This is a genomic window from Spirulina subsalsa PCC 9445 (genome assembly GCF_000314005.1).
In the GTDB taxonomy this organism is placed as follows: Bacteria; Cyanobacteriota; Cyanobacteriia; order Cyanobacteriales; family Spirulinaceae; genus Spirulina_A; species Spirulina_A subsalsa.
In genome coordinates, this window is the sequence record NZ_JH980292.1 from 2,325,106 (window position 1) to 2,345,285 (window position 20,180).

The window sequence follows — 20,180 nt, forward strand, 5'->3', positions numbered from 1 at the left end:
ATGCGCCAACTTATCGGATTTACTCCATGATGATGACCTCTATTCGTTCTCTGGCCTTATTCTTGCTCTTACTGGTCCTTCCTCTGCTGGGGTGCGAGACTCCCTCGGGGGAAATCACCTTGCCGTTACCGGATGATCTCGCAGAACCTCAGCCTTCTATGGCGATGGTGGAAGAGGTGGTGGTGGAAGTGAAGGAAGGGACTCCCCCATCTGTCACCTTAAAAGTAACGGGTATTTTACCCGATGGCTGCGATTTGCCCTTGCAAGTGGAACAAAACCAGGAAGGACAGGAAATCACGGTACAACTCTATCGACTGTTGCCTCCGGATGTGATGTGTCCGGCGGTGGTGGTGCCGTTTGAGAAGGAGATTGCTTTAGAGGAGGGTTTAGACTCGGGGAGTTATCGCCTGATAGTAAATGAAAAAACCCTAGATTTTGAGCTATAGTCAAAGTCAAAGTCGAACCACATAAGGCACAAAATAGCAATGTCTCATTTCACCACTATTAAGGTTCAAATCAAGAATGGCGAGGTGCTGCAAGAGGTTTTGCAAGAACTCGGCTATCGGGTTGAAGAAAACGCGGAAGTACGGGGGTATAAAGGCATGACCACCCAAGCGGATTATGTTATTCGTCAGAGTAACCGCTATGACTTGGGTTTCCGACGCAATGGGGATAATTATGAACTCATTGCTGATTTTTGGGGGAGTCAGATTAATCAGCAGGAGTTCCTCAATCGGGTGAATCAAAAATATGCCCACAAAACCCTGTTAGCCACAGTGCAGGAACAAGGATTTCAGGTGGAAGAGCAAGAAACCTTAGAGGATGGAACGGTGCGGGTTTTGGTCGGACGTTGGGTTTAGCATTGGCGTCTGAGGACTGGGGCAAGCTTCACAAGTTAGGCTTGTGTGCATTAATGGGAGGCTGGGACAGGAGAGATTACTGTTCCGCTCTCCTCCCCTTATATTGAGGATGTTTTTCATGAAACTGCAACGCACCACTTGGGGACTCTTCATTGCTGCCCTTGTGTTGGGGGGAGGAGTCTATGTTTATGAAATGGTTGTCAAGTCTTATCAAACTGAGGTGGCGGCACGACAACGGAAGGTGATCGACTTGAAGGAGCAGGATATTCAAGAGATTACCATTGAAAAGGACGGTGAAACGCTACAGTTTGAACGAGTCGAGGCGGAAACCTATAATTGGCGGATGGTGAAACCGAATGAGGAAATCGCCAATGATGCCGCGATCGCCTTTTTAACCAATTTGTTGGTGGAAAAGGAGCGGGATCGGATGTTTCTGATTGGGGTGGCCGAGAAGGAAACCTATGGTTTAGAGGAGCCTTTTGCGACTCTCACCTTGAATGTGGCCGGACAAGATCAAACGCTAGTTTTGGGTCGGCCTAACTTTGATCAAAAGTGGGTCTATGCTCAAATTAACCCACCCTCGGAGACTCCCCAAGAGTTAGAAGTTACTCTGATCCCTATTGAGTTTAGATACGCGGTTGAACGGGATCTTAAGGAGTGGAGGCGTTCGAGTCAGTAGCCAGAAAAGGCAGGGGGGAGTATCAACCAGCGCTTTCCCTATTCCCCAATGCTCCAGAATTCGGCTAGGCTGTAAGAAGAGCGGGACTGGGGGCGGGGACATTGACTAAATCAGAACAACCGATTAAAAAATATTTAAATCCCAATCAGACTATTGGGGTGGAGTCTGAGACTCACCCGGATTTGCCCTTTGCCAATGAAGAACAAGCGGCGGATCTGTTGGAACAAGGAATGCAGGCACTCCAACAGGGTGATTTAGAGATCGCGCTTTATGCTTTGCAAGAGTCGGTTCAGCACTATCGCGGGGTGGGCAACCCGGAACAAGAGGCGAAAGCTCTGTATTATGTTGGCTTGGTGGAATATGGACGGGGTAACTATGAACTGACGTTAAGTTGGGCTGAGTCTTGTTGTGATCTTTTGACTCCAAGGCCGCTGTGTCGTTTGTTGGGACAAGCCTTGAGTTTGATGGGCAATGCTTATCGCCATTGTCACTCTCCCGAGGAAGCGATCGCATTCCAAATTAAAAGCCTCAAGGTTTTTCAACAACTCGAAGATGCTTCGGGTCAAATGGCGGCCTACAATAACCTTGGTTTGGCTTACAAGGCACAGGGGCAAATGCAGAAGGCGATTGAGTGCCAACAGGATGCGCTGAAAATTGCCCAACAACTGGAGGATCGGAATATTATCGCCCAAATTCTGCGCAATTTGGGCAATGCTTGTTATTCTTTGGGCAATTATCGGGGGGCGATTCGCTACTATGAGGAGCGCTTTAAACTGGCCCAGGACATGAAGGATGAACGGACGGCGGTGCAGATTTTGCGCAATTTAGCCAATGCCTCTTATACGATTGGGGATTATCAACGGGCGATCGCCTATAGTGAACAGCGCCTCTATATTGCCCGTCAACTGGGAGATCACCGTTCCCAAGAACAAGCCCTCGGGAGTTTAGGTGTGGCCTATGATGCTCAAGGGGATTATCAAAAAGCGATTCAATGTTACGAAAACCGTTTAAAGGTGGCTCGTCTACTGAAAGATCATCGGGTAGAACGTCAAGCGTTAGGCAGTCTTAGAACGGCCTGTTATGCTTTGGGAGACTATGCCAGAATTATGGAATATCAATCGGAAGTGTGATCTACTGTTTAACCACAGTTTCATTTAAGGCTTTTTTGGCGATTTTTGTCACATAAACTGTTACGGCAACTGTTGCAGCAAAACCCAGTATTCTAATCCCCCACTCGGCCACGGGATTGGCGCTGGGACTTTCTGCCCCAATCCGGGCTAAATTCCCGGCTAAGGAGCCAAGATAAACATACATAATCGTCCCCGGAATCATACCCACTGAAGCGACAACATAATCTTTTAAAGATACTCCGGTAATTCCATAAGCATAGTTCAATAAATTAAAGGGAAAAACGGGGGACAGTCGGGTTAGTAAAACAATTTTAAAGCCTTCTTGACTGACGGCCTCATCAATGGCTTTAAACTTTAGATTCTCGGCAATTTTCCCCGCGACCCAGCCTCTGGCCAGGTAACGGCCGACCAAAAATGCCCCAGTTGCCCCCAGTGTGGCCCCAATGAACACATAAACCGACCCCAAGGCTACACCAAACACAATCCCCGCGCCGAGGGTGAGAATAGAACCGGGCAGGAATGCCACCGTTGCGACACTATAAAGGACGATAAAGGCGATCGCACCAACAGCCCCTAAACCGTCAATCCATTGTAAAGCATTCAATAACCACCCTTGAGGACTCATCGTATTTCCGGTAACATCTTGGGCAAAAACGGGATTCGCGAGTAAAACTATCCCTAATGCAAAACTTGAAACGGCAAGGGTTTCTAAGATATAACTGCCTATAAAAGCACAAAATGCCAGAATTGTAAAGCCCTGCCAAGTAAAGGGTTTAAACCGATGTTTAGGAGATGAAGGGGGTAAAAGTTGATGTTTAATTCGATTTTTTCGGTTGAACATAGGTCTGAATATTTCACTCAGTTTTTGCTTTAAACACATGAGAGATTTTATAAAAATCTCATGGCTATAACATAAAAGAATTTATAGCGGTAAGACCATTAAACAGAGTAAAAATGAAGAGAAGATGAAAAGAAACTGTAGCAAAAATAAAAGTTCTTCTAGGGGGAAGGAGCAAGGCTATTTCATTCCCCCAGAGCAAAAGTCTATATTCTGATGAGGGCCTCATAGGGCAAATCCCCCCCTAGTTCAACCACAGCCCCCGTCATCTGGGAGCGAGAACGGTTTTCCAGTTTGGCAAGCTGATCAATTTTCGCCACTGTGGTTTCCGCAACATGGGCAGAGATGGTTTTGCCTTTAGTCATGAGCTACACTTCTAGAAGTTCTATAGAAATTAGAACCGGGCGGCGACCAAACCGTGATCAGCGTCGAAAGCCGCGCCCCCCTGCGGGAACTGCATATTAAGGACGACTAAGCCTAATGTGCTAAACAACGAGTCTGCTAAGGGGTTTCCGGATCTAAGAAAGGATGCGCCGCCCCCTTCTCTCTTCTTATCCCTCCCATAGGGGCTGGCTTTGTGGCAGATGAACTGAACGGTCTAGATGGCTTCGTCCATTGCCCGGTCTTGGTGGAATTTGCCGTAGGCTTTGAACTCAAGTACAATCAGGGTTGTATTGTACCATGCAGTATAGAAAGCCATCCCAGAAGGACGGGGCTTTAGATCCAGGTTGTTTGATCAAACGTTCAACTCCTCTGTCTCGATATGTCGATCATCTTGTTACCCTCCTATGTCCACCCTTGTTATTGTTGAGTCGCCCACTAAAGCCCGCACTATCCGCAATTATCTGCCTTCGGGATACCGCGTTGAAGCCTCGATGGGTCATATTCGGGATCTCCCCTCGTCGGCCGATGAAATCCCCGCTAACTACAAGGGCGAGGATTGGGCGCAGTTGGGGGTGAATGTACAAGCCCAGTTTGACCCGTTGTATGTGGTGCCGAAAACCAAAAAGCAGGTGGTGAAGAGTCTCAAAGAAGCCCTCAAAGCCGCCGATGAGCTAATTCTCGCCACAGATGAAGACCGGGAGGGGGAAAGTATCTCTTGGCACCTGAAAGAGGTTTTAAAGCCGAAAATCCCCATTAAGCGCATGGTGTTCCATGAGATTACTCAGGAGGCTATTCGGGCGGCGTTAAAGGATTGTCGGGATATTAACTACAATTTGGTTCATGCCCAAGAAACCCGGCGGATTTTAGATCGGTTGGTGGGGTACACCCTCTCGCCCTTGCTGTGGAAGAAAATCGCCTATGGCCTGTCGGCTGGACGGGTGCAGTCGGTGGCGGTGCGGTTGTTGGTGCAACGGGAACGGGAACGGCGGCGGTTCCAGTCGGCGGGCTATTGGGATTTAAAAGCCAGTTTGGAACAGGAGAAAAGCCCTTTTGAGGCGAAGTTAATCACCTTGGGGGGAAAAAAATTAGTCACGGGGAGCGATTTTGATGCCAATACGGGGAAAATCGCTCAGGGAAAAGATGTAGTGCTGTTGAATGAACAGGGGGCGATCGCACTCAAAGACCGTCTAGAGGGTAAAATCTGGACGGTGACGAACATTGAGGAGCGCCCCACCACTCGTAAACCTTACCCCCCCTTTACGACTTCTACCCTGCAACAGGAAGCCAACCGGAAATTAGGCTTATCGGCCCGGGATACCATGCGCATCGCCCAGAAACTCTATGAGGAGGGCTATATCACCTACATGAGGACGGATTCCGTCCATCTCTCAGAACAGGCCATTACAGCCGCCCGGACTTGCGTAGAGGAGATGTATGGCAAAGAGTACCTCTCCCCAAAACCGAAACAATACACCACCAAAAGTAAAGGAGCCCAAGAAGCCCACGAAGCCATCCGCCCCGCCGGTTCTCGCTTTCGTACCCCCAAAGAAACCGGATTAGGCGATCGCGAATTCCGCCTCTATGACCTGATTTGGAAACGCACCGTTGCCTGTCAGATGAAAGATGCTAAACTCACCCAAATTGCCGTTAATCTGGAAGTCGAAGACGCAGGATTCCGCGCCAACGGCAAGCGCATTGACTTCCCCGGCTTCTTCCGCGCCTATGTCGAGGGCTCCGATGACCCCGATGCTGCCATTGAAGATCAAGAAGTCATTCTGCCCCCCCTGAAAGTGGGAGACAAGCCAGACTGTAAAGAATTAGACGTAGTGGGTCATGAAACCCAACCCCCCGCCCGCTATACCGAAGCCTCCCTAGTCAAAACCCTAGAGAGTGAAGGAGTCGGTCGTCCCAGTACCTACGCCAGCATTATTGGCACCATTATTGATCGGGGGTATGTGCAGATGCGCAATAAAACCCTGATTCCCACCTTTACAGCCTTTGCGGTGTCTCGCCTACTAGAGGAACATTTCCCCGATTTAGTCGATACAAGGTTCACCTCCCGCATGGAGCAAACCTTAGATAACATTGCCACCGGGGAGGAACAATGGCTGCCCTACCTAGAGCAATTCTATCTCGGCGAGAAGGGATTAGAAACTCAAGTCAAAGTACGGGAAAGCCAAATAGACCCCAGCACCGCCAAAAGTGTCATTCTGGAGAACTTAGACGCCGCCGTTAAAATTGGCAAATATGGACCCTATTTGGAAGTAATGCAGGGGGAAGAAAAGGTCAGTGCTTCCATTCCCCCAGACCTTACCCCCAGTGATTTAACGCCCGAACAGGTGCAACTCCTACTCAAGCAGAAAATTGAAGGTCCCGACAGCTTGGGACTCCACGAGGAAACCGGAGAACCTATTTATGTCCTGACTGGGAATTATGGCCCTTATATTCAACTGGGGGACAAAACCGACGAAAACCCCAAACCTAAACGGGTATCCCTGCCCAAGGGAGTTAAGCCTGAAGACGTGACCTTAGACATGGCGATGGGGTTATTGTCTCTTCCCCGTTTATTGGGGGAACACCCGGAAACCGGGGCAAAAATTAAGGCCAGCTTGGGGCGGTTTGGCCCCTATGTGGTGCATGATCAAGGGAAGGACGGGAAAGACTACCGTTCCATTAAAGCCCCTGATGATGTGCTGACCATCACCTATGAACGGGCTTTGCAACTGTTAGCCGAACCCAAACGGGGACGGGGGGCGAGTCGAAGCAAGACCAAAACACCATTACGGGAGTTAGGGAATCATCCCGATGATGAACAAGCGGTGAATATTTATGAGGGGCCCTACGGGATTTATGTGAATCATGGCAAGGTGAACGCAGGTTTACCGGAAGGGGAAACGGTGGAAAGTATAACCTTGGAACGGGCGTTACAGTTATTAGCGGAGAAGGCCGCAACGAAGAAAACCACCCGCAAGAAGACCACAACCAAGGCAACCGGGACGAAAAAAACCACAACGAAAAAAACCACCAGTCGGAAAAAATCCAGTTCTTGAGTCAACGATCAAGACGTTCTGTCGGTTGGGTTGCGCTGTCGCTTTACCCAACCTAGGGCGATTCTGGGTTTAGCTCATCGTCGGGAAGCCCCGCACTGTACGTTCGCGTTCACTTCGTGACGCTTCGTGAACGCGAAGCGTTGCGTAGCAAATGTTCTCATTGTGGGTTTGTAACGGATAGGGACGTTGCGGCGGCGATGGTTGTTGAGCAACGTTGGGGGTCAAGCTGCCTGGGTCGGAAGAGGTTATCAGGGATGTCCCTAAAAAGACATCTAGAGCCTCCCGTAGAAGCACCGAAAGCCTCATAGTGATATGGGGAAGCCCGCACCGTACCCCTAGGGTCGGTGTCGGGAGGATGTCACGGTGTGATTTGATCTAGGCGATCGCGGGTAAAGCCTTGTAATTCTTGGGCTTTCTCGTAAGATGTAGTGCCTGCTTGGATTCGCTCCAATTCGTTCAAGATCCCCTGCAACTGGGCTGCTACCCGACTCCGATTCACCTGATCCGGATCATCCGGTGTGGTGGCAATCACCTGTTCTATAAGCTCCTGAGCCTTCAATAACGCTGTGGCAGACTGTTCCTCGGCCTCCCGACGCAAGCGGATTTGACCCAGATTTTGGGTATATTCTGCAATCAAGGTCTGAGCTTGTAAATACCCCTGACTTTCCTCGGGTGGGACTTTCTGCAATTCCTCAATCGCCCGTTCCCAAGACTGCTCAATCTGTTGCCATTTTGTCGCGGGATGGGGCGGATTCTGGCTGCTTTGGGCGGCGTGCCAAGCAAACTGTTTGGCTACTGTAACTAAGGTACTAGACCGTTCATTACTACTCACCACACCCGCCACCTCCTGAAAATCCCGTTGGTAGGCCTGGAGTTTTTGTTGAGCATTGCGTCCGGCAAAGGTATCTGGGGGCAGTTGGGTTAATTGATCAATGGCTGCTCGCCAGGACAAGACGGCATTTTGTTGTTCACTGGGATTCGCCGCTTTTTGATAATCGAGTTTTGATTCTTGAATGGCTGCCTCGGCCTGTTCAAGTTGTTTCAGGGCATTGGTTTCTTGAAATACTTTCGCTTCCATGCGCCCCACGTTTTTCCGCGCTTGCTCAAACTCATCAAAGGTGAACCGCCAAGTACAGCCAAACCAATTACAATAGGTGACGGGTTCGTAGCCTAAAAACCATACTGGGAGGGCGTTAAGGTGTTTTTTGGCTTCTGTTACCTTGCGCGCTCCTAGTTCAAAATCTTCTTTACTGGTGGAACGATTCACCAGTTGATCGGCCTGTTCTACTTTAGAGACGGCTTGGCGATAGTTGGAGTCCATGCTGATAAAACTGGGTAGCAGGAGGAGGGGGGCTGCTTTGGCGACTGGGCGACGAATGGGGGGGAAGGGCAGATTAATCACCCAGATCAGCCCAACTAAACTGAGAATGAAGATCACGGGGAATTTTAGCCCATCAAGTGCTGTGGTGGGGGATTGATGGGTCTTGGCGGCTTCTGCAATGACTTCATCGCTAAACTGGGGAAAGATATCTTTCACCGTTGCGGCAATTTCGGCTTCTGAGAGTAAGCGACCTGAGCCGTTCCGCAGTTTGTCGAGGCGTTTACGGACAATGCGGAGTTCTACCTGAGCGTTGAGGGGGGCTAAGGCTGCACATTGTTGGGCTTCTTGGAGCAGCAGATTATAGGCGCGAGGGGTAATACGGGGCATGGTTGATCTCCTGACGGCTACGGATCTTTTTGGTTGGGTTGCGCTGCGCTTCACCCCACCTACGGGATACTGCGGGGCTTGAGGGTTAAAAATTTCCCCATCTCTCCTGACTTTCGATTTTTTGGTTGGGTTGCGCTGCGCTTCACCCCACCTACGGGATACTGGGGGAGGAGTCTATGAGGTCAAAACGATTAACTGCCGCTGTTGTAAATGGCGAATCATTCCCAAATCCAGCACCTCCCCCGGACAAAGTTCCTCAATGGTTTGCTGAGTTTGCCCATTTTCAGCACACTTTTGCATAAAAGTAAACTCATCGTCAGATAAGTTTACAATTTGGTAGTTGTAATCAAACAGACATTTACTTTCCCAGCCGTCAATGCAGGGATGGAGTTCTGGAATGGCGGCGAGGAGGGTTCTGTCCTCGGACCAATCTTGACGGGGGAGGGGGGGTTTCGTGAGGAAAAACTCGTAGTGGGTGATGTTTTTGGGGTCGAGGAGTTCGATTAAACGGTAGCGATCGCGCTCCGTCAACCCTTCCCCCCGTGCCATTAACCCAGAAGCCCTACCCAGTAAGCGTTCCAGTTGCCAGAAACCGGGATTAGAAAACCCCACAAACTCCAAACCTGACGCATCAATCAATTCAAACAGCGTGCGGATGTTGTAGTCCACCTCTTGGGGATGAACATACATATCGGCAAAACACTGATCACGAGTATTTTCTAAAGACCAGCGTTCCTTTTCCCGTTGCACGAGGGGGTTATTTTCTGGCAGGGTGGCGAAAATCTCTCGTCCCACCTTCACCCCGTCGGTATAGTCTCCCCTCTGTTGGCCTTGGAGGAGTGCGATCGCCTCCTGCATTAACTGAATTTCCCAGCGCCCCAACTCTGCATAGACAAAAATATGAAAAATACCCCCCGGTGCTAGTTTTTGGGCTAAGGCTTGAATCCCGGCGATGGGGTCTGGGAGATGGTGGAGGACTCCCACACAGTTAATCATCTCAAATTCTCCCCCAAGGTGAGTGTCCACTGCCGTTAAATCCATTTGGTGGAACATCACACGGTCAGCCCCTGACCGACGACAGCGCTCCTGTGCCACTTCAAGGGTGCCGGAGCTAATATCCACCCCCGTCACCGTTGCCTCGGGGTTTAAATGCACCAGATACTCCGTCCCTACACCGCTCCCACATCCCGCGTCCAAGATACGGATTTTTGAGGTGTCCGGTTTGCGTCCCGTGCAGAAATTATAGGCTGCGATCCAATTCCAGCGCCAATTATACCCCGGTGGTGGTTCGTCTAAAATCGGCTCAGGCGGAAAGGGGTAAGTATCGTAGAGTTTGGCCACCGCTTGGCTAACAGTTTTTGCGTCGGGCATGGCTTAAGGGTTAAGTGTGAGGTCAACAGATCCAGATTAGATTCAGAGGGGACTTTGAGCAAGGGGCATGGAGGATGGGGGAATTGCCTATTTCCCCATGCCTTGACTTCTCACTTGGGGTCTTAACTTGTCAAGATTGCCTATTCCCTATTCCCCCTTCTCTCCCCTTTATCTTCTCTCCGACCTTGCCCCTGTACCACTTGTTTAACGGTGGTGAAACTTTCTAGACTGATTAAACCCCGTCGTTGCCCTTTTTGATTGGAAATGCCTAAAAAAACGGAATCACCCCGTTGAGGATTGCGGGTAAACCGGGGGGAGGAGTTAATGTAAATCAGGGCGCTGTTGATTTCTTGGGCGAAATGGCGACTTTCTAAGTAGGACTCTGTCACTAAACAGTCGGCATGGCCGCTACTATGTTCGTTAATCCAGGCGATCGCACCCTCTAAATCTGGCACCATCTTAAAGGCGACGATTTTGGTTAAATAGGCTAGATCCCATTCTGCCTCTTGAACAGGTTTTAACAGGTCAGGAAATTCGGCCACCAGTGACTCATCACCCCGTAGTTCAAAGCCTTTTTCTTGTAAATCACTGAACAACCGCATCAAATAGGACAGTTTTTGCCCTTCTTGAATTAATACCTTTTCAATGGCATTGACCGCATCGGGTTCTCCTTCGTGGCTGTCGAGAATCATCCAGCGCATTAAATCTAAGTCGCCACTGGGGGAATAGTAAAGGTAACAGTTGCCCAAAGCAGAACGCAAGACCGGAGCCGTTGCCCATTGGCTGACCTGTTGGACTAAACTGGCGCGTCCGTAGGGGAGAATCAAGTTGAGATAGTGATCTTGGGTGACTAATTCTTGGATGGGGGTTCCGGTTTCGGCGGGTATAATCTCAATGCTACTGGGGGGCAGTTGGGTTTCTGCGATCGCCTCTTGGATGATTTGGGCGATAATTTCTGCCGTGTGGCTGGATTCGGTACTCCCCCGCAGAATCAACGCATTGCCCGTTTTGAGGGAAAATCCGGCGGTGATGGCGGCTAATTCGGGGAACGCTTCATAAACTAAAGCAATCACCCCAAGGGGCATCAATTGACAGTAGGTTTGGGAGGTTTCTAGGGGGTGGGGCGCATTCATCAAGCGCAAAATGGGATCTGAGAGTTCCGCCAAGCGTCGCAGGAGGCGGATGGTTTTGTGCAGGCGTTCTGGGGTGAGTTTGAGCCACTCTTGTACAATCTCAGGGATGGCCATTTCTCGACTGGCTTCTAAATCGAGGGTATTGGCTTCGAGAATTTCCGCTTGAGCGCCTTCGAGCATTTTAGCGAGGGTTTGAATGCCCCGACTGCGCTCTACTCCGCTTAAGGTATCCAGTTCTAAGGAGGCGTGATAAGCGCGTTGGACGGCCAACTGAACGGGGGATAGGGAGTTCTGGGAGTTGTCTAATTCCATCACCTTGCTGCTAACGCCGATAGGATAACCAAACCATAAAAGCCGGGAGAAGAGCGAGTAATACGGCTAACATTACCCAAAAAATTACACTGAGTCCAGACGGCGATCGCAGAGCTAAGGGCAACCAGACAATCAATAACATAACAATAATCGTTAAGGCAATGGGTAAATAGCGATCGCTTACAGAGGGATTCGCTGTCACCCACCGAGTCCCTGTCCAGCGCCAAACCCGTTTATAAGGATAGGTCGTAGACAGTTGTTCAATGGTTTGACCTGTCTCATCCACCACAAAAATCTGCTGACACCGATTACAGCCTAGGGCTTCTGTGAGGACAATAGGCTGCAATAATCCTTTCCGCCGACAGGGACAAGGGTATTCATGGTTTAAGTTGATTTTCTGCACGTTCTGGGGTTAGAGCAAGAGAACAGAAGTTTTTCACTTAGCATCATGTTATCGAATCTCTTCTCAAAACGGTTGCACAAATGCAACAGCAAAGGGTTTCAGGAGAAAATACTGAAACCCTTTTTAGAGTTCTTTTAAGCGGGTAACGCGATTCGAACGCGCGACATTCACCTTGGCAAGGTGACGCTCTACCCCTGAGCTATACCCGCAGTAAATTTGAGTCACTCTTCTTATAGTCCCACAAATCACAACCTTTGTCAAGGGGTTGGGTCAATTTTTCTCCCTCCTAGATTTTAAGCCTGATTAACTTGCCCAGTTTTTTGACCCGGTAAGAGATCCTCACCTGTGGGAGCAGGGAGTGCAGGATTAGCGTCTTCTACATAGGAATAGGGAGGAATGGTTAACTCGTGGCGCATTTGCTTCATCAGATTAGCCATTTCTAGAGCATTCATGGCATAACTCCAGCCTAAATTGCTCTTAATCCCTGCGCGTTCTAACGCTTGCTGCATGGTGTCCGTTGTTACCACACCAAACACCACCGGGACTCCGGTTTGAAAACTGGCGGCGGCAATACCTTTAGCCGCTTCCCCCGCCACAAAGTCAAAATGGGGAGTTTGTCCCCGAATCACAGCCCCCAAACAAATCACGGCATCGTAACGCCGAGACAGGGCAGCCTGACGAGCTACCATAGCAACTTCAAAACTCCCCGGCACCCAGAAATAATCGACCTGTGTTCCGTGGGGATTAATGTCTATCCCATGACGTTTTAGACAGTCTTGGCATCCGGCCAGTAGTTTTCCGGTTACAAGGTCATTAAAACGACCAATCACAATCCCAAAACGAAGGGATGCCGGGTCTTGATGGAAATTTCCCTCAAATACTGCCATGAGTGCCTCAATAATTGAATGTGCCGATAACGATTAGGAGAATGGTCTGGGCGGGCGATCGCATAATCGAGCGCGAACCACCCCACCCCATTGACGGGATGGGGTATTCCCAGCCATGGGTTAAACCACTAAAAAGTTCAGAACGCCCACCACAATCACTAGGACTAACCATAGACCAGAACTTAGGAAAATCAATCTTTTGGATTGATCCCAGTTTTGAGGAGTGGCATAAGCGACCGGAACCCCAATCACCATTGCTAAAGACAAGAAAACGAGTCCGGCTAACGCCAATTGAAAGAGAATAGACATTTTATTATGCTCCCAGTACAGCTATGAACAGAGATTAAAAAAACAGTTCAGCAGAATCCCCCCCATTGGGCATCAAAATTCCGCTTGATTAGTACGGTACCAAATATTGACCCGTTACACAAGACTCAGGGAATGCAGCGCAACGCTAGAATGATCTAGGCTAGATGGTTTTGAACATCCCCCTTGAAGGCACCGAGAAGAGAGGCCTAAAAAAGCTAAACCAAAAAAAAGCTAGCTCGTTACCAAGCTAGCTCTTTGAAAAAGCACCCGGGAGTCTGTCCTTGTTTCGACCCCGAGTGCTTCCTCTTACTTTCTCCTCACACTCGACTATTAGAATAACCGAATATTTCCGGTTGTCAAGCCATTCTGAGGGAAAATTAGCGCGATATTAAGGATTCATGACAAAAGCACAAACTTCTTTACATCTCCCCTAACCCCTGCATCCCTCTCTGTTGAGGGATGCCATTATTGCGGAAATTCATCTTGTCGGTGACTAAAATCACAACTTCATCGATAATTGATCCCATAGGTCGTGTAATTTACATCATCTTAGATATTGACGAAGTTCACGATTTATTGTAGGCGGTGTCACGGGAGGCGGATCGATTGTAGAGGATAGTGGACAATAGAAAGAGTTTATAACCCTGGCCATGACTATCCAACATCAATTAATTCCTGGTGCAATCTTTGAGATTTTGGCTTCGGTCGCTCAAACCGGAACCCTCACCCTGACGGATCGCTATGGTCTATTAGCAGCCATTTTAGAAGATAACCTAACGGAAGAAGAGAGACGGGCTGTCGATCGTCTGTTGCGTTCAGTCCAGCGGGGTCGTGTGAGAGTTGCGATCGCTTAAATCTGCTCCTTTTATCCTATTTCAGTCCATCAGCATTCGATAAACCTTGTCCAAATGTACATTATCATCGGCGGAGCAGGCATGATGGGTTTGGATCTTGCCAAAACCCTTTTAGACGCAGGTCATACCATTGCCGTAATTGATATTAACCCCCTAGCTTGTCAATACGCCCGGGAAAAAATCGGGGTCATGGCCTTTGAAGGCAGTGCTGTAAATACTACGGTATTGTTGGAAGCTGGCATCCGAAAAGCCGATGCCTTTATTGCCGCCCTCCCGGAAGATGCCCTAAATCTAGCCATTGTCACCCTGTCCAAACATTATCAGGTGGCGCAGATTTTAGTCCGCATGAGCGATCGCGATTTTGCCGATCCCTATCAACTCGCTGGAGCCACTCATATTATTAGCACATCCGAGTTAGCCATTGCCCGTATTGTCAACGCTATTGAGTATCCCCAAGTTGATGCTATGATGCACTTTGAACAGGGACAAATCGAAGTTTTAAAACTCTCCATCCCCCCCGTTTGTTCGGTTGTTGGACGAACTATTGCCGAAATTGCCCGAGATCCCAAATTTCCCACCGGAACCCTAATCATTGGCTATCAAGCACACCCCCATGAAGACTTAAGCATTCCTAATGGGGGTACAATTTTAGAGGGCGGATCGACTATTTTAGCTGTCACAAAGCCCCATCTTGTCCACCAGATGCTCGATTTTATGGGGTTATCGTGCTAATCTGGTTTTAAGGTTTCACCTCCTCAAGCAACTCCTATCTAATCCTCATTTAAAGATAACAACTTTTCGTTAATTTCCCTCAAATAGACCGCTCCCACTTCATCAGACAATAATCCCTTGCGCATAGCATCCTGAATCGCCACCTTTTCCGCCAGATACAAACGACGACGCAATCCATCTAAATAACCCTGTTCTTGCACACCATTAGACGGCTGGTTTATCCGTTGATTATACCAATGCCGTAACGCCTCTTCAGAGCGGGCAATTCTTGCCTGATAACTGGCAAAAAGTTCCTCATGGAGAGATTTAGGCAAACTCCCAGATTGTAACAAACTGCTTAATTCTTGTTGAGCGGCTTTCGAGGCAATTAAGTTTAATTGGAGTTCCTCAATTTGTTTTTGCTGGGGAGACTCCTGAGATAAGTGCAACTTTTTCACCAACCAAGATAAACTTAATCCTTGTCCCACCAAAGACAACAACACCGTACTAAAAACTAGGGTAATCACTTCTATTCGTCCGGGCAAAGTCAAGGGCAAACTCAGAGCTAACGCCATTGAAAGAGAACCCTTAACATTACCTAAAATTAAAACGTGCTGCCACCGTAACGGAAGAGGACGGTCAAAGAGCCGTAAAAAAGATAGTAACGGATAAATGGAAAAAATGCGCCCAATTTGATAGGCGATAATAGCGAATACTGCACCGGGTATTGTCGTGTAAATGGTTGTTGGATTAATTTCAATTCCGACTAACAAAAAAATAAAAGTATTCGCCCCAAACCCAGCATATTCCCAGAAATTAAGTAAACTCACCTTCGTTGTGGCTGAAGTTTGCCGAAAGCCTAGATTTCCCATGACTAAGCCCGCAATCACCACCGCAATCGCACTAGAAACCCCCAACATTTGCCCCACCTGGAACGTGCCTAACGATACCGCAACTGTGAGCAAAATATTACTTAACGCATCATCTAACTGGCGGAACAAACCCACACAGAGATAACCTAAACCTAACCCTAAAACTGTTCCCCCCACAAAAGCAATTAAAATCTGTTCTATTCCTTCCCCAATCGTAAAAGAACCGCGAGTATGAATCCCTGTAATGACACTTAATAGAACCAAAGCAATTCCATCATTAAATAAGCTTTCTCCTTCTACAATCGTCGCCAAACGTTTAGGCACAGAAACCGTTCTAAAAGCAACAATCACGGAAACCGTGTCCGTAATAGTTAAAATCACTCCTACCGCGCAGGCTGTAATCCAAGCTAAACCTAAGCCAAACTGAAGTAAACTAGCGGTGATGGCGGCTGCTAAAATTACACCAGGACCCGCTAACAGAAGAATGGGTTTAAGGGTACTGCGTAAGCGACTAATATCTGTATTAATAGCCGCTTCAAAAATTAAAATAGGGAGAAATAAATTTAGGATTACATCAGGATTTAAGCCAATTTCTGAAGGTAAAGCCCCTTTAGGAATCGCTAATCCAGCTAATACTAAGCCCACCACATAGGGAATCCTTAACCACCGAGTAATTAGAGCCACCGTTGTAGCGACCATTAAAAGCACAATTAAAGCATTAACCAGTCCCGTAAACTGTCCAGAGTTCTGGGGTAAAGTTTGCTCTAGTAAGGATGCCATGAGGGGATGAGTCAAGAGATCAGGAGTCCGCTTCAGGATAAAATGCTTTAAGATCATGTCATCTGTGAGAGAAGTTGAACAGTGCAGGATAGCCCAAACCCTTCCTATACTAACCCCCATCCACAAGCGTTACAGACCCAAGATATCGCTTGGCCTTTTTGGTTTCTGGTGCCAATTTATCCCTACGGACAACGAAAAACCCTATTCCGAGAAGTTGTCAAGGGGGAGGTTTGGATTTTTGAGCAACTCCAAGGGATTTTTTATGTCGTGGTGCCGATTCGTATGACGGTGGTGAGATTGGAGGAGGGAGGACTTTTAGTTTATGCACCCGTGGCTCCGACGCGGGAATGTTTGCAAGGCGTGGGACAATTAGAGGCACAATATGGGTCGGTGAAGTATATCATTATGCCGACCATTTCGGGGATTGAACATAAAGTTTTTGTTGCGCCTTTTGCGCGACATTTTCCCACAGCACAGATTTATGTTGCTCCCAATCAGTGGAGTTTCCCGGTCAATTTGCCCTTAAGTTGGTTGGGATTGCCTCCTCGACGGACTCACATTCTACCCCAAGATAGCCGAGAAGCCCCTTTTGCCGGACAATTTGATTATGCCATCTTGGATACCATTGAACTAGGGCCAGGGCGTTTTTCTGAGGTGGTATTTTTGGATCGGCGATCGCGCACCCTCCTAGTCACCGACTCCCTTGTATCCATCCCCCAAGATCCCCCCGAAATTCTACAACTCAATCCCTACCCCCTTCTTTTCCACGCCCGAGACAGCGCCTTTGATCCCATCCAAGATACCCCCCAAAACCGTCGCAAAGGATGGCAAAGAATTAGTCTATTTGCCTTTTATTTTCAACCTAGTGTCCTAGAAGTAGCCCCTTGGTCGTCCGTCTTCCGTGAAGCCACAAAAGCCCCAGAACGCAGTAAAAAAGCCTATTTCGGGCTATTCCCCTTTCGCTGGAAACCCAACTGGCAAGAGTCCTTTAATCAATTACAGGGAGGTGGACAGTTGCGCGTTGCCCCCATTTTACAAACCCTAATCCTCAACCGTGCGCCTGAAGCCGTGTTAAACTGGGCGGATCAAATCGCCCGTTGGTCCTTTGACCAGATTATACCCTGTCATCTGGCCGCCCCCATCATAACCACTCCTTGGGAATTTCGCCAAGCCTTCAACTTTTTACAAGGACATTCAGGACTCCCCGATGCAGACATGGCCTTTATGCGTCGTTTGGATCAAGGTTTAGCCCAGCGCGGCATTACTCCCCCCCCAAAAGTATAGGAATAGGGAACGGGGAACAGGAGAGGGGGAGAGGGGGAGCAGGGGGGCAGGGGAGAGGCAATCTCCCGACTCCTGACGATTATTGCTTCGTACCTCGCAATGACATTACTCCCGATTCCCGACTCCCGATTCCCTGTTCCCTGTTCCCTGTTCCCTTAAACTCAACCATGCTCAACGCCATTTTATTTGACCTAGACGGAACATTAGTTAACACAGACTCCCTCCATTTTGATACATGGATCACCGCCTTAAAACCCTTCGGAATCGAAATGGATCGACCCACCTATGATCAGGTGATTTCCGGCAAACATAACGATGATATAGTACAGGATATTCTCTCCCATTTGCCCCTAGAAGAAGCGAGAAAGGTCGCAGAAGAGAAAGAACGGCTTTTTCGTCAAATGGGCGACAAACTAAACCCTATTAATGGTTTAAACCAGATTTTAGAATGGGCAGATGAGCAACAACTCAAACAGGGAGTCGTCACCAATGCGCCCCGTGAGAACGCGGAATTTATGCTCAAAACCTTAGACCTCTGGGAACGGTTTCCCGTGGTCATTGTTGCCAACGATGCCCCTAAAGGAAAACCTGATCCCGCCCTTTATCAATTAGCCCTTTCCCGCTTAGAAATAGAATCCGAAGGAGTGTTAGTGTTTGAAGATTCTCCTTCTGGAATTCGTTCTGCTGTGGGGGCAGGATTATATACTATTGGCATTGCTTCCACCCATCCCGTGGAGTCCCTCTTACAAGCAGGAGCTAAACAGGTGATTGAGGATTTTACAGAGGCTAAACTATGGGAAACATTAGCACTGTTTACTCCAGTTTAACGGAGAGATTAGGTTGTTTTACTTTCAACTATCTCTCTTTTGTCAGATCAGCTTCAAAACCTGATTCTCTCGTTGGCTGTGATGGCGAAGATTCGTTAAAATCTTCCAGAGAGATAGAAGACTTGCTAAACTAAAAAAGACGATTCGCCCCTCACCCAGAGGAGAGGATTTCTATGACCATTTCCTTGGATTGTGAGATTTTTTATCCTGATAGTGACGGTCAGCCCATGGCAGACAATACCTTACAATTTCGCTGGATTGTACTGATTAAAGAAAACCTAGAACTGCTTTTTGCTGACCAGCCTGATGTTTTCGTAGCCGGAGATTTACTCTGGTATCCTGTGGAAGGACACCCAGAAATCCGAGTCGCTCCTGATGCTTTAGTAGCATTTGGTCGCCCTAAAGGAGAGCGAGGGTCTTATAAACAATGGGAAGAGGATAATATTGCCCCTCAAGTCGTCTTTGAAATCCTCTCCCCCGGCAATCGTTTAGCTGAAATGGGCAAAAAGCAGCAATTTTACGACGACTACGGGGTAGAAGAATATTATATTTACAACCCGAACCGCAATGATTTACATGGACTATACCGTACAGCAGAAGGATTGCGGCCAATAGAAGAAATCCAGAACTGGACAAGTCCCCGTTTAGGGATTCGTTTTGTTTTAAGTGGGACGACTTTGGAACTGTATCGTCCCGATGGGCGACCCTTCCTAAGCTTTTTGGAGTTGGAACAACGAGCCGAACAGGAACGGCAGCGGGCTGAACTGGAACGCCAACGAGCCGAACAGGAACGGCAAAGAGCCGAACAAGCTGACCAGAGGGCGGAATTGGAACGGCAAAGAGCCGAACAAGCTGACCGAAGAGCCGAGCGATTAGCCGCACAACTGAGAGCATTAGGCATTGACCCGGAAAACTAAACCCTAGAAAATAAGTATTCTTGTCCTAAAGATTTGCTAAACTAAAAAAGACGATTCACCCCTCACCCAGAGGAGATAATTGATATGACCATTTCCTTGGATTGTGAGATTTTCTATCCTGATAGTGATGGTCAGCCCATGGCAGACAATACCTTACAATTTCGCTGGATTGTACTGATTAAAGAAAACCTAGAACTGCTTTTTGCTGACCAGCCTGATGTTTTCGTAGCCGGAGATTTACTCTGGTATCCTGTGGAAGGCCGCCCAGAAATCCGAGTCGCTCCTGATGCTTTAGTAGCATTTGGTCGCCCTAAAGGAGAGCGAGGGTCTTATAAACAATGGGAAGAGGATAATATTGCCCCTCAAGTCGTCTTTGAAATCCTCTCCCCCGGCAATCGTTTAGCTGAAATGGGCAAAAAGCAGCAATTTTACGACGACTACGGGGTAGAAGAATATTATATTTACAACCCGAACCGCAATGATTTACATGGACTATACCGTACAGCAGAAGGATTGCGGCCAATAGAAGAAATCCAGAACTGGACAAGTCCCCGTTTAGGGATTCGTTTTGTTTTAAGTGGGACGACTTTGGAACTGTATCGTCCCGATGGGCGACCCTTCCTAAGCTTTTTGGAGTTGGAACAACGGGCTGAACAGGAGCGTCAACGGGCCGAACAGGAACGGCAACGGGCCGAACAGGAACGACAACGAGCCGAACAAGCTGACCAGAGGGCGGAACAAGAACGTCAACGAGCCGAGCGATTAGCCGCACAACTGAGAGCATTAGGCATTGATCCGGAAAACTAAACCCTAGAAAATAAGTATTCTTGTCCTAAAGGTTTGCTAAACTAAAAAAGACGATTCGCCCCTC

Annotated in this window: 20 protein-coding genes, 1 tRNA gene and 1 pseudogene; 12 read left to right on the top strand and 10 right to left on the bottom strand. The window is 48.4% G+C overall.

The features are described from left to right. The first annotated feature begins 26 nt into the window (after window positions 1-26). From SPI9445_RS0110820 to SPI9445_RS0110835, 4 genes are all read left to right on the top strand, one after another. Entirely contained in the window at window positions 27-446 is a 420-nt protein-coding gene (locus SPI9445_RS0110820; RefSeq protein ID WP_017304766.1) for a hypothetical protein, read from the top strand. Window positions 447-485: 39 nt separating this feature from the next. Continuing rightward, on the top strand, window positions 486-860 hold the full coding sequence (locus tag SPI9445_RS0110825) for a DUF1257 domain-containing protein (protein WP_017304767.1): 375 nt from the start codon (window positions 486-488) through the stop codon (window positions 858-860). 118 nt (window positions 861-978) lie between these two features. Beyond that, entirely contained in the window at window positions 979-1,539 is a 561-nt protein-coding gene (locus SPI9445_RS0110830) for a hypothetical protein (protein WP_017304768.1), read from the top strand. 101 nt (window positions 1,540-1,640) lie between these two features. Next, window positions 1,641-2,669, top strand: a complete 1,029-nt coding sequence (locus SPI9445_RS0110835; protein ID WP_017304769.1) for a tetratricopeptide repeat protein — start codon at window positions 1,641-1,643, stop codon at window positions 2,667-2,669. Between the two features lies 1 nt (window position 2,670). On the opposite strand, the gene SPI9445_RS0110840 is transcribed toward SPI9445_RS0110835, so the two are convergent. Both SPI9445_RS0110840 and SPI9445_RS29210 read right to left on the bottom strand, forming a co-directional pair. After that, the gene (locus SPI9445_RS0110840) at window positions 2,671-3,510 is read right to left on the bottom strand and encodes a TVP38/TMEM64 family protein (protein ID WP_017304770.1); all 840 of its coding nucleotides are present in this window, start codon (window positions 3,508-3,510) and stop codon (window positions 2,671-2,673) included. A 203-nt stretch (window positions 3,511-3,713) separates the two neighbouring features. Continuing rightward, window positions 3,714-3,872: a ribbon-helix-helix domain-containing protein gene (locus SPI9445_RS29210; protein ID WP_017304771.1), complete on the bottom strand. Its 159-nt coding sequence runs from the start codon at window positions 3,870-3,872 to the stop codon at window positions 3,714-3,716. Window positions 3,873-4,295: 423 nt separating this feature from the next. On the opposite strand from SPI9445_RS29210, the gene topA reads away from it, so the two are divergent. Together topA and SPI9445_RS32080 are read left to right on the top strand one after the other, a co-directional pair. Next, on the top strand, window positions 4,296-6,941 hold the full coding sequence (gene topA, locus SPI9445_RS0110850; RefSeq protein WP_017304772.1) for a type I DNA topoisomerase: 2,646 nt from the start codon (window positions 4,296-4,298) through the stop codon (window positions 6,939-6,941). Window positions 6,942-7,090: 149 nt separating this feature from the next. After that, a pseudogene (locus tag SPI9445_RS32080) lies at window positions 7,091-7,242 on the top strand (RNA-guided endonuclease TnpB family protein); the annotation flags it as partial. Window positions 7,243-7,299: 57 nt separating this feature from the next. On the opposite strand, the gene SPI9445_RS0110855 reads toward SPI9445_RS32080, so the two are convergent. From SPI9445_RS0110855 to psbZ, 7 genes are all read right to left on the bottom strand, one after another. Beyond that, the gene (locus SPI9445_RS0110855; protein ID WP_017304773.1) at window positions 7,300-8,649 is read right to left on the bottom strand and encodes a hypothetical protein; all 1,350 of its coding nucleotides are present in this window, start codon (window positions 8,647-8,649) and stop codon (window positions 7,300-7,302) included. 174 nt (window positions 8,650-8,823) lie between these two features. Next, window positions 8,824-10,020: a class I SAM-dependent methyltransferase gene (locus tag SPI9445_RS0110860; protein ID WP_017304774.1), complete on the bottom strand. Its 1,197-nt coding sequence runs from the start codon at window positions 10,018-10,020 to the stop codon at window positions 8,824-8,826. Between the two features lie 140 nt (window positions 10,021-10,160). Beyond that, on the bottom strand, window positions 10,161-11,465 hold the full coding sequence (locus SPI9445_RS0110865) for a glutamate-5-semialdehyde dehydrogenase (protein WP_017304775.1): 1,305 nt from the start codon (window positions 11,463-11,465) through the stop codon (window positions 10,161-10,163). Window positions 11,466-11,475: 10 nt separating this feature from the next. Then, window positions 11,476-11,868, bottom strand: a complete 393-nt coding sequence (locus SPI9445_RS0110870; protein WP_017304776.1) for a hypothetical protein — start codon at window positions 11,866-11,868, stop codon at window positions 11,476-11,478. A gap of 137 nt (window positions 11,869-12,005) precedes the next feature. Continuing rightward, window positions 12,006-12,077, bottom strand: a tRNA-Gly gene (locus SPI9445_RS0110875). 84 nt (window positions 12,078-12,161) lie between these two features. After that, window positions 12,162-12,755 carry a 6,7-dimethyl-8-ribityllumazine synthase gene (gene ribH / locus SPI9445_RS0110880; protein ID WP_017304777.1) on the bottom strand — a complete coding sequence of 198 codons (594 nt, stop codon included), beginning with the start codon at window positions 12,753-12,755 and terminating at the stop codon, window positions 12,162-12,164. Window positions 12,756-12,875: 120 nt separating this feature from the next. Then, on the bottom strand, window positions 12,876-13,064 hold the full coding sequence (gene psbZ, locus SPI9445_RS0110885; RefSeq protein WP_017304778.1) for a photosystem II reaction center protein PsbZ: 189 nt from the start codon (window positions 13,062-13,064) through the stop codon (window positions 12,876-12,878). A gap of 650 nt (window positions 13,065-13,714) precedes the next feature. Between psbZ and SPI9445_RS0110895 the strand changes: the two genes are divergently transcribed. Together SPI9445_RS0110895 and SPI9445_RS0110900 are read left to right on the top strand one after the other, a co-directional pair. After that, complete coding sequence (locus SPI9445_RS0110895) at window positions 13,715-13,918, top strand: hypothetical protein (RefSeq protein WP_017304780.1); 204 nt, start codon at window positions 13,715-13,717, stop codon at window positions 13,916-13,918. Between the two features lie 54 nt (window positions 13,919-13,972). Beyond that, window positions 13,973-14,650, top strand: coding sequence for a potassium channel family protein (locus SPI9445_RS0110900; protein ID WP_017304781.1), 678 nt, complete (start codon window positions 13,973-13,975; stop codon window positions 14,648-14,650). A gap of 38 nt (window positions 14,651-14,688) precedes the next feature. Here the strand turns inward: SPI9445_RS0110900 and SPI9445_RS0110905 are convergent, their stop codons facing one another. Further along, window positions 14,689-16,281: a cation:proton antiporter gene (locus SPI9445_RS0110905; RefSeq protein WP_193379271.1), complete on the bottom strand. Its 1,593-nt coding sequence runs from the start codon at window positions 16,279-16,281 to the stop codon at window positions 14,689-14,691. Between the two features lie 81 nt (window positions 16,282-16,362). Between SPI9445_RS0110905 and SPI9445_RS0110910 the strand changes: the two genes are divergently transcribed. From SPI9445_RS0110910 to SPI9445_RS0110925, 4 genes are all read left to right on the top strand, one after another. Continuing rightward, window positions 16,363-17,565 carry a DUF4336 domain-containing protein gene (locus SPI9445_RS0110910; protein WP_017304783.1) on the top strand — a complete coding sequence of 401 codons (1,203 nt, stop codon included), beginning with the start codon at window positions 16,363-16,365 and terminating at the stop codon, window positions 17,563-17,565. A gap of 167 nt (window positions 17,566-17,732) precedes the next feature. Continuing rightward, complete coding sequence (locus SPI9445_RS0110915) at window positions 17,733-18,392, top strand: HAD family hydrolase (protein WP_017304784.1); 660 nt, start codon at window positions 17,733-17,735, stop codon at window positions 18,390-18,392. Window positions 18,393-18,565: 173 nt separating this feature from the next. Then, window positions 18,566-19,309, top strand: a complete 744-nt coding sequence (locus SPI9445_RS0110920) for a Uma2 family endonuclease (RefSeq protein WP_017304785.1) — start codon at window positions 18,566-18,568, stop codon at window positions 19,307-19,309. Between the two features lie 84 nt (window positions 19,310-19,393). Next, complete coding sequence (locus SPI9445_RS0110925) at window positions 19,394-20,116, top strand: Uma2 family endonuclease (RefSeq protein WP_017304786.1); 723 nt, start codon at window positions 19,394-19,396, stop codon at window positions 20,114-20,116. Window positions 20,117-20,180: the final 64 nt, after the last annotated feature.